The following is an 8,769-nucleotide window of genomic DNA, read 5'->3' as shown; positions in this document are numbered from 1 at the left end:
TGGCGTAAGAAGGCCAACCAGGAAGGGGCCGGCCAGCCGGAGCAGCCGACCAAGGCGCTGCCAGAAAGGGCCGGCCAGTGCGGCCCCTTCGTTCCTGAGGAGAAGAGCGCCGATGGCGACCGTGGGCAGCACAAAGTGTGTGAATGCGTTAAGTGTCGGGAAATATCGAAGCGTCTCCAAGAGTGCGATCGTCAGGGTGAGCAAAGCTCCCAGGACAAGCATCCAATAGCGCACGAGCGCGGGCGCTGCTACAGCCGTGTTGGACCGGAGAGGAGAAATCTGCTCGCGAAACGCCAAGAAAAGCAAGGCGCCCACTACGAAGTGCACGCCAACTATTTTGACCATCATCGAGAGGCCGGCGCAAAAGCCCGCTGCGAGCAGCCACACGCCGTGCCCGGTGGCGACGTGCTTCAGCAGCGCACCGGTCCCAAACGTTGCCAGGAAAAGGTTGTACCAGGAAGGCATGGCGGCGGTGTAAGTGGGTACGCTCCAGGCAACGGCGAGAAGGCTCGTTAGGGCCGCGGTTGCCGGCCGTGCGAACTGAGTTGCGATCCAGTAGACCACAGGGACCCAGGCCAGGAAGAAAACAAAAAGCACGAGCCTGAGCGACAAGAGGTTCGTGCCAAAAATCCGGAGGCCCAGCGCATGAAGGTAGGTCAACCCGCCGGTGTAGATATCGTCAAAATCCGCGTGCGGCGTTTCGCCATGTAAGATTCGCTCGGCGCTGTGAGCCAGAATGCCGTCGTCGGGAGGGAACCAGCCCTGATCGAGTCGCCCGGCAACGTACGCGGCGCTTACTGCCCAAACGAGACCGAGCAGTAGGATACTTGTCGTCTGGGGACCCGATGAACGCGAAAGTCTAGAGCGCGCCCGGGCGGCCAGAGAACGCATGATGGGGGGCGTCCAGCCTCCAGAAATGGGAGGTCACTAGGCGGCCATCACGGCCGGCCTGAAGCCCGACCAAGCCAACTTCGCGATCCGCAACGAGCCCACCTAAATTCACCCGTTCGGTGTGTCGGACAACTGTTCTGCCGGATTCACCGGGGGGCGTGGGCGTCGGAAACTGCCTTGACCACATAAATCGGCCGGCTGTTGTAGTCCTCGTGAGACCCGATCCAGAACCAAACGATCACATCCTTGTCCTTGTCCCAGACCCCCAGCGCTCGGTAGGCAGTGGCGAGGTGGTGCCCTACATCAACGGCGTGAACGCCCGAAGTGCGAGCCCCCTGGATCTCGTGGAACCGTAACCGGGGATCAAAAGGATTCGCCCGGAACCGCTTGTACGCGGCCCGGGCGAGTTCTTGAACCGGGTTTGCCAGCTTTCTCGAAGGCCTTGTTGAAGCGCGCGTTCCGGCGCGACTTCATATAGCCTCTGGATCGAGCGGCTCGGTTCGCCCAGCCTTCAGGTCCGCGAGCGCCTCGGCAGCCCACTCGTCCAGGAGCTGAAGGGATTCAGGGCTGGCCAACGTCGCCTCCCAGGCGAGGTCGGCCTCCATTTCCGCGAGTATCGCAGCACCGATGTGGTCCTGCAAGTCAGCCGGGGGCCGGGACGCCCTCCGGATCGCTTCTTCGAGCAGCCTGGTCACGATTCCCTCCTCGAACGACATTGGCGCCAAGCTACCGTACCCCGGCGAGAAACGGCAAGCTGCATGACATGCTGAGCCCTAGGAGTCCGGAATTGACGCGCTCGCCCGCGCCCCCGGCGGCGGGAACCCCAGCGCGTCTACCGGCTCGACCTGCTCCTCGCCCGGCGCCGCGTCGATCCCCTCCATGTCCTGGAATACCTGAAGCGCGAAGGGGACCTTGCCGAAGGGGGCGCTGACCTGAATCCCCTGCACGTACGGGCGCACCTGCGCGAACATCTCGCGCGCAATGGCCACGCCCTCCTCGAGCGCGAACTCCTTCCCCTTGTCGCTCGCGCGCCGCATGCGCTCGACTACCTCGGGCGGCACCACCACACCGGGCACCTCATTGGCCAGGAACTCGGCGTTGCGCGCCGAGACCAGCGGCCAGATGCCGGCGACCATGGGGATCCAGATCTCGCGCTTCTTGAGCTCCTCAATGAAGGCGAGGAGCTGGTCCGGGTCGAAGACGGGCTGCGTGATGGCGTACTCGGCGCCCGCCTCGACCTTCCAGTAGAAGCGGTTCAGCTCGTAGTCCGCGTCCACCGCGCCCGGGTTCACGCCCACGCCAATGGTGAACGACGTCGGCTCGCCAATCGGGTTGCCGCCCGGATCGAGCCCGCGGTTCAGCCGGCTGACCAGGTTGGTGAGGCCGATCGAGTCGATGTCGAAGACCGCCGTCGCCTCCGGGTAGGGCCCCATCTTGGGCGGGTCCCCGGTAATCAAGAGCATGTTGCGCAGCCCCAGCGCGTGCGCGCCCAGCAGGTCGGAGAGCATGCCCAGCAGGTTGCGGTCGCGGCAGCAGTAGTGGATGACGGTCTCGATCCCCACCATCTGCTCGATCAGCACGGAGGTGGCGAGCACGCCCATACGACTCTGCGCGCGCGGCCCGTCGGGCACGTTAACGCCATCAATGCCGGCGCGCTTGAGCAGCCGCACGCCCGCCAGCATCCTGGCGGGGTTCACGCCCTTGGGCGGCACGATTTCCACACTGCTCACCATCTCGCCGGCGGCGATCTTGGCGCCCCAGTGCGAGCGCTCGGCCAGCGCCACGACCTGGACGTCAGGCGCGGCTGCTTCTGGCGGCGCGAGCCGTACGCGCACGCGGCCCGGCGAGAGCGCGTACACGGCGTCGGCAATCAGCTTGATGTGCTCGGGCGTGGTGCCGCAGCAGCCGCCCACGAACTTGGCGCCCGCGCGGATCAGCCGCTGCGCGTACTTGGCCATGTACTCCGGGGAGGCCATGTACATCTGCCGACCCTGGATCTCGCGGGGCAGCCCGGCATTGGGCTGGGCCGACAGCTTCTTCCGCGTCGCGCCCGCCATCTTCTCGATGGCTTCCAGGATGCCGTGCGGGCCCACCGAGCAGTTCAGGCCGATGACGTCGGCGCCCCACTCGTCCAGCCGTGCGGCGCACAGCTCGGGCGCCGTGCCGTAGGCGGTGGCCCCGGTCTCCTGCATGGTCATCTGGCAGACGACCGGCAGCTCGCAGAGCTCCCGCACCGCGCGCAGCGCCTGCTCGATCTCGCTCAGGTCGCTGAACGTCTCCAGGATGAAGAAGTCGACGCCGCCCTCGAGCAGCCCCTCGGCCTGCTCGCGAAACAGGGCGCGCGCCTCGTCCAGGGAGGTGGGGCCGTACGGCTCGATGCGGACGCCCAGCGGGCCTATGGACCCGCCCACCAGCGCGCGACCCGCCCCGGCTTCCCGCGCCAGCGCCGCCGCCCGCGCATTGATCTCCCGGACCTGCGCTTCCAGACCGTACTCCGTGAGCTTGGCCCGGTTGGCGCCAAAGGTGTTCGTCTCGATCAACTCGGCGCCCGCCTTGAGGTACGCGCGGTGGATCTCCTTCACCAGCTCGGCGTCCTTCAGGTTCAGCTCGTCATAGCAACGGTTGATGAACACGCCCTTCTGGTAGAGCATGGTGCCCATGGCGCCGTCAAAGACGTGGGGGCGGTCGTCCTGGAGGAGCTCTAGAAAACGTGACACGATCTCACTCCGTGCCCGTGCCCGTGCCCGTGCCCGGCCGTTCGAGCTTCTGACACAGGACGACTAACATGGAGACAATCCGCTCGAGGAGCTCGCGGCCAGTCGAGAGCTGTTCAGACTCCGCAAATCCGAGCACACGAAGCGCGTCAAGGATGGCAGCGCATTCGGCAGCAGAGCGGCGCGCTATGCGGTAAAAGCGTGCCTTCTCGGCTCGGCTGTGCTCGCCAGCTCCCTCAGCGATGTTGAGCGGGATCGATGTAGCGGCCCGCATCAATTGATCGCCGAGGAAGTTTCGACGGGCCGGTAGCCCTTCCAGCGCGCTCGGAGCCCAAGCAAGGAACGTGACCGCGGCGCGGTAAGCATCCAGGCGTTCGTGGTCAAAACGCACCGCAGGCGTCCTTTCGGGCACGGGCACGGGCGCGGGCACGGGCACGTTTGGTCAAGCACTGAAGTATTTCGCCTCCGGGTGGTGCACGACCATGGCTGCAGTGGACAGCTCGGGGACCAGCGCCCCCGCCTCCGTGAGCTCCATGCCCAGCCGCTGGCGCGCCGGCAGCAACTCGAAGACCAGCCGGTGCTGCAGGTGGTCGGGGCAGGCAGGGTAGCCCCAGGAGTAGCGGAGCCCGCGGCCCGCAGGCAGCCGCAGTTCGCGGCGGATCAGCCGGTTCACGTACTCCGCAGCCGCCTCGGCCAGCCGCACGCCGAAGCCGTGCAGGTAATAGCCCTCGCCGTAGTCCCCGCCCTTCATCAGCGCCTCGGAACGCGTCACGATGGCGTCGCCCATGGTGACGAGCTGCAGGGCGACGACGTCCTGGCGAGCGGCGTCGCGCGGCGCGAAATAGTCGGCCAGGCAGAGTCCTTCCCGGTCCTGCTGGCGCGGGAAGTCGAAGCGCGCAGACTCGCGCGCCGGGTCATCGGGGTGAAAGATGACCAGCGCGTCGCCGTCCGCCGCGGCCCGGAAATAGCCGTAGGCTGCGCGCGCCGTCAGCCAGCCGCCGGCCAGCGCTTCCTGCTGGTAGCGCCGGAGCCGCGGCTCGAACTCCTCGCGTACCAGCCGCTCCCACACCTCACCCTTGGCGTTCTTCGCGCCCCAGTGCAGCCGGTAGAGCGTATTGAGCTCGAGGTAACGGAACAGCTCGGCGAGCGGCAGCCGGTCCAGCACCTTCACGCCCCAGAAGGGCGCCGCCGGGATCTCGACGTCCCGGGACGGCCCGCCGTTGCGACGGGCCGGCCGCCGCGCGCGCGCCTCGGCCTGCAGCGCCTCGCGCCGTGCCACGCCCTCCCGGATCTCGGTGTGCCGCCGCTCGATGAAGCCGGCACGCCGGGCCGGGTCCAGCAGCGAATCCAGCGTGGCCAACCCCTCGAACGCGTCCTTGCAGTAGTATATCCCGGGCGCATAGACGTGCTGGCGCGCCTCGTCCACGAACGCGGCCGCCCGGATGAAGGATGGGTTGATGGCCGCGCCGCCTGCGAGCACGGGGAAGCTCAGCCCCCGCGCGTGCAGCTCCTGCACGCAGAGCGGCATCTGGCGCGAGGTCGAGACCAGCAGCGCAGACAAGCCGATGATGTCCGCATCCACCTCCAGCGCTTTTTCAATAATGGTGTTGACCGGGACCTGCTTGCCCAGGTCATAGACCGTGTAGCCGTTGTTGGCCAGGATGGTGTGCACCAGGTTCTTGCCAATGTCGTGGACATCGCCGAACACGGTGGCCAGCACCACCCTCCCCTTGCTCTGCCCCTCCACCTTGTCCAGGTACGACTCGAGGCGCGCGACCGCCCGCTTCATGACCTCCGCCGATTGCAGCACGAAGGGCAGGATCAGCTCGCCCGCGCCGAACTTGTCGCCCACTTCCTTCATGGCGGGAAGAAGCACGTTGTTGAGGACCGAGACGCCGGCATCGTGACGACTGGGGCTGTGTCTCGGGCTCGGGCTCATGCGCTTCGCCACCGCCGCGTCCACCAGCTCTTCGATCCCCTCCTTCTTACGGTGCAGGATCTTCCAGTGGATCGCCTGCTCCGGCGTCATCCCCTCGGTCGGGTCCGCTGCAGATTCCTGGCTGACGGCGTGCGCCTCGTAGAACGCGATGAAGCGGGCGAGCGCGTCCTCGCCGCGGTCGAAGATCAGATCATCGGCCAGCGCGCGCTGCTCCGCGTCGACCTCGGCGTAGGGCGTGATGTGCGCGGGGTTGACAATGGCCATGTCCAGCCCTGCCTCGACGCAGTGGTGCAGGAATACCGAGTTGAGCACCGCGCGCGCGTGCGGCGCCAGGCCGAAGGAGACGTTGGAGACGCCCAGGCTGGTCAGGACGCCCGGCAGCTCGCGCTTGATGCAGCGGATGCCCTCGATGGTCTCGAGCGCCGAGCGGCGGAACTCGGGGTCGCCCGTTGCCATGGTGAAGGTGAGCGTGTCGAAGATGAGGGCGTCGGGCTGGAGGCCGTAGTCGCGCCTGACAATGTCATGGATGCGGCGTGCCACTTCCAGCTTCCGTTCCGCCGTCTTGGCCATCCCCTGCTCGTCGATGGTGAGGGCAACGACGGCGGCGCCATGCTCGATGACGTGGGGCATGACCGCGTCAATCCGCTGGCGTCCGTTCTCGAGGTTGATGGAATTGACCACCGCGCGGCCCGGGTACTGCTTGAGCGCCGCCTCGACGACGTCGGCTTCCGTACTGTCCAGGACGAGCGGCGCCGGCACCCCCTGCGCCAGCAGCTTCACCAGCCGGCGCATCTGCTCGGCCTCGTCCTGCCGCTCGGTCAGCGCCACGCACACGTCCAGCAGGTGGCCGCCACCCTCGACCTGGCCGCGCGCCACCTCGAGCACACCATCGTAATCGTCCGCCAACAGCAGCCGCTTCACCAGCCGCGAGCCCTGGCTGTTCACCCGCTCGCCGATCAGCGTGGGCGGCGGGTCCTGCACCAGCGGCAGCGCGGTCATGGCACTGGCGGCGCGCGGCACCGGCCGAACCTGGCGCGCGAGCGGCGGCCGGCCCCATACCCGCTCGACCACCTGGCGCAGGTGCTCGGGTGTGGTGCCGCAGCAGCCGCCCACAATGGCCACGCCGAAGCGGGTGACGAACTCCTCGTGCGCCGCCGCCAGCTCCTGCGGCTTCAAGGGGTAGACGGCGACCCCCGCCTCGTTGTGCGGGATGCCGGCATTGGGGATGACGCTGACCGGCAGCGCGGCATGCTCGCACAGGAAGCGCACCGGCTGGCGCATGTGCTCGGGGCCCGTCGAGCAGTTCAGCCCCAGCACATCCACGTGCAGCGACTCGAGGATGGCCATGGCCGCGGCGATGTCGGTGCCCAGCAGCATGCGGCCCGAGGTGTCCAGCGTGACCTGCGCCTGGATCGGCCGCCACACGCCCGCCTCGCGAAAGTAGCGCCGGATCCCGGCCACCTGCGCCTTGACCTCCAGGATGTCCTGGCTGGTCTCGATCAGCAGGACGTCGACGCCACCCTCGACCAGCCCCTGCGCCTGCTCCCGGAAAACCTCGGCCAGCTCGTCGTAGCTGATGTTGCCCAGCGCGGGATCCGATGTGCTGGGCAGGTAGCCGCTGGGGCCGATGCTGCCGGCCACGAAGCGCGGCCGATCCGGCGTGGCATAGGCATCGGCCACCCGCCGCGCCAGCCCGGCCGCCGCGCGGTTCAGCTCCAGCACACGGCCCTCCAGCCCGTATTCCCGCAGCGTCAGGCGGTTGGCGCGGAAAGTGTTCGTCTCCACTACGTCGCACCCCACCTCGAGGAAGGACGCGTGGATGGACTCGATGACGTCCGGCCGCGAGAGCACGACGTGGTCGTTGCACCCCTCGAGGCGCGCGCCGCCAAAGTCGCCGGCGCTCAGACGCCGCGTCTGTATGCTCGTGCCCATGGCGCCGTCATAGACCAGGACGCGCTGCTCGAGGACTTCCAGGTAGCGGCTTGCCGGCACGGCCCCCTGCCTCTATTAAAGCGAACGCCCCGCAGCCACTTGCAGTGCGGGGCGCAGACTGGTGCGAACCACCGATCCCGGCACTTTAGGCTTTTGTTTCGGCGGGTGCTCGGAGAGTGACCCGCCCGGCGGTAGCAAGCAGCCTGCAAATCCTTCCGCCGTACGCGACCTGATTGCTGCGCAATTTAGCCCGCCAGGGCCGGCCCCGTCAAGTCATTCCAGATGGCCGCTTCAGGACCCAACAGCCGGCACAAGCACACGCCCACCATGCGACCCGGCCGTTGCCGCAACTTCGACATCCGCCACCTCCGCCTCGGCAGCGGCGGGGCCGGACGCCTCGCGGCGCGGCGCAGGCCGCGTGTAATGCCGGCGCAGGAGGGCGGCGGCGTCGTCCACCAGCGAATACATGACCGGCACCAGCACCAGCGTCAGCACCGTGGCGAAGCTCAGTCCGGCAATGACGGCAATGGCCATGGGCCCCCACCACGCAGCCTGCTCGCCGCCCCAGAAGACGTTGGGCCGCAGCGCCGTGAACAGGCCGAAGAAGTCGAAGTTGAAGCCAATGGCGAGCGGTACCAGGCCCAGCACGGTGGTCACTGCCGTCAGGATCACGGGCCGGAAGCGGGTGATCCCCGCGCGCACCAGCGCCTCGCGCCGCTCCAGGCCGTCCCGCTCCCGCAGCACATCAATGTAGTCGACGAGGATGATGGCGTTGTTCACCACCACACCGGCCAGCGAGATGACGCCCACGCCCGTCATGATGATGCCGAAGGGCATGCGGAACAGCATGAGCCCCATGAGCACGCCCACAGTCGACATCACGACCGACGTCATGATGATCACCGGCTTCACGACGGAGTCGAACTGCGAGATCAGGATCAGGCCGATCAGGAACAGCGCGCCCAGGAACGCGCCCCACAGGAAGTCCTCCGATTCCTGCTGCATCTCCTGCTGCCCGGCGTAGCGCAGCGTGTACCCCCGCGGCAGGCTGCGCTCGAAGCCGGCGAGTGTCTCACGCACCTCGGCCAGCACGGCATTGCTGTTCTCGCCGGAGCGGACATCGGAGCTCACGGTGGCCATGCGGTCCAGATCCTTGCGACGGACCGTGCTGTACCCCTCGGCCACGTACCAGCGCGCCACAGACGGCAGCGGGATCTGCCGTCCCTCCTCCATGACCGTCAGGTCTTCGAGCGACTCGAGGTCGCGGCGGTACGGCTCGGCCAGCCGCACGAC

At 67.6% G+C, this 8,769-nt stretch carries 6 protein-coding genes; all 6 read right to left on the bottom strand.

Annotated features, from left to right (window positions below; translation table 11 throughout):
* The coding region (locus HY703_09100) for a glycosyltransferase family 39 protein (GenBank protein MBI4545339.1) at nucleotides 1-891 on the bottom strand (891 nt) is incomplete at its 3' end.
* 470 nt (nucleotides 892-1,361) lie between these two features.
* Nucleotides 1,362-1,586 (bottom strand): hypothetical protein, encoded by a 225-nt coding sequence (locus HY703_09095; GenBank protein ID MBI4545338.1) that lies wholly within the window; start codon nucleotides 1,584-1,586, stop codon nucleotides 1,362-1,364.
* A 78-nt stretch (nucleotides 1,587-1,664) separates the two neighbouring features.
* On the bottom strand, nucleotides 1,665-3,611 hold the full coding sequence (locus HY703_09090) for a bifunctional homocysteine S-methyltransferase/methylenetetrahydrofolate reductase (protein ID MBI4545337.1): 1,947 nt from the start codon (nucleotides 3,609-3,611) through the stop codon (nucleotides 1,665-1,667).
* A gap of 1 nt (nucleotide 3,612) precedes the next feature.
* Entirely contained in the window at nucleotides 3,613-3,996 is a 384-nt protein-coding gene (locus HY703_09085; protein ID MBI4545336.1) for a four helix bundle protein, read from the bottom strand.
* 51 nt (nucleotides 3,997-4,047) lie between these two features.
* Nucleotides 4,048-7,476: a methionine synthase gene (metH, locus tag HY703_09080; GenBank protein MBI4545335.1), complete on the bottom strand. Its 3,429-nt coding sequence runs from the start codon at nucleotides 7,474-7,476 to the stop codon at nucleotides 4,048-4,050.
* Nucleotides 7,477-7,767: 291 nt separating this feature from the next.
* A partial coding sequence (locus tag HY703_09075) for an efflux RND transporter permease subunit (protein ID MBI4545334.1) occupies nucleotides 7,768-8,769 on the bottom strand: 1,002 nt, incomplete at its 5' end.

It is taken from the genome of Gemmatimonadota bacterium (genome assembly GCA_016209965.1).
Taxonomy (GTDB): domain Bacteria; phylum Gemmatimonadota; class Gemmatimonadetes; order Longimicrobiales; family RSA9; genus JACQVE01.
This window is presented reverse-complemented; position numbering and strand designations above follow the sequence as displayed.

Coding starts and splice junctions, on each gene's coding strand:
- metH (MBI4545335.1), bottom strand. CDS start 7,476: ATGGGCACGAGCATACAGACGCGGCGTCTGAGCGCCGGCGACTTTGGC.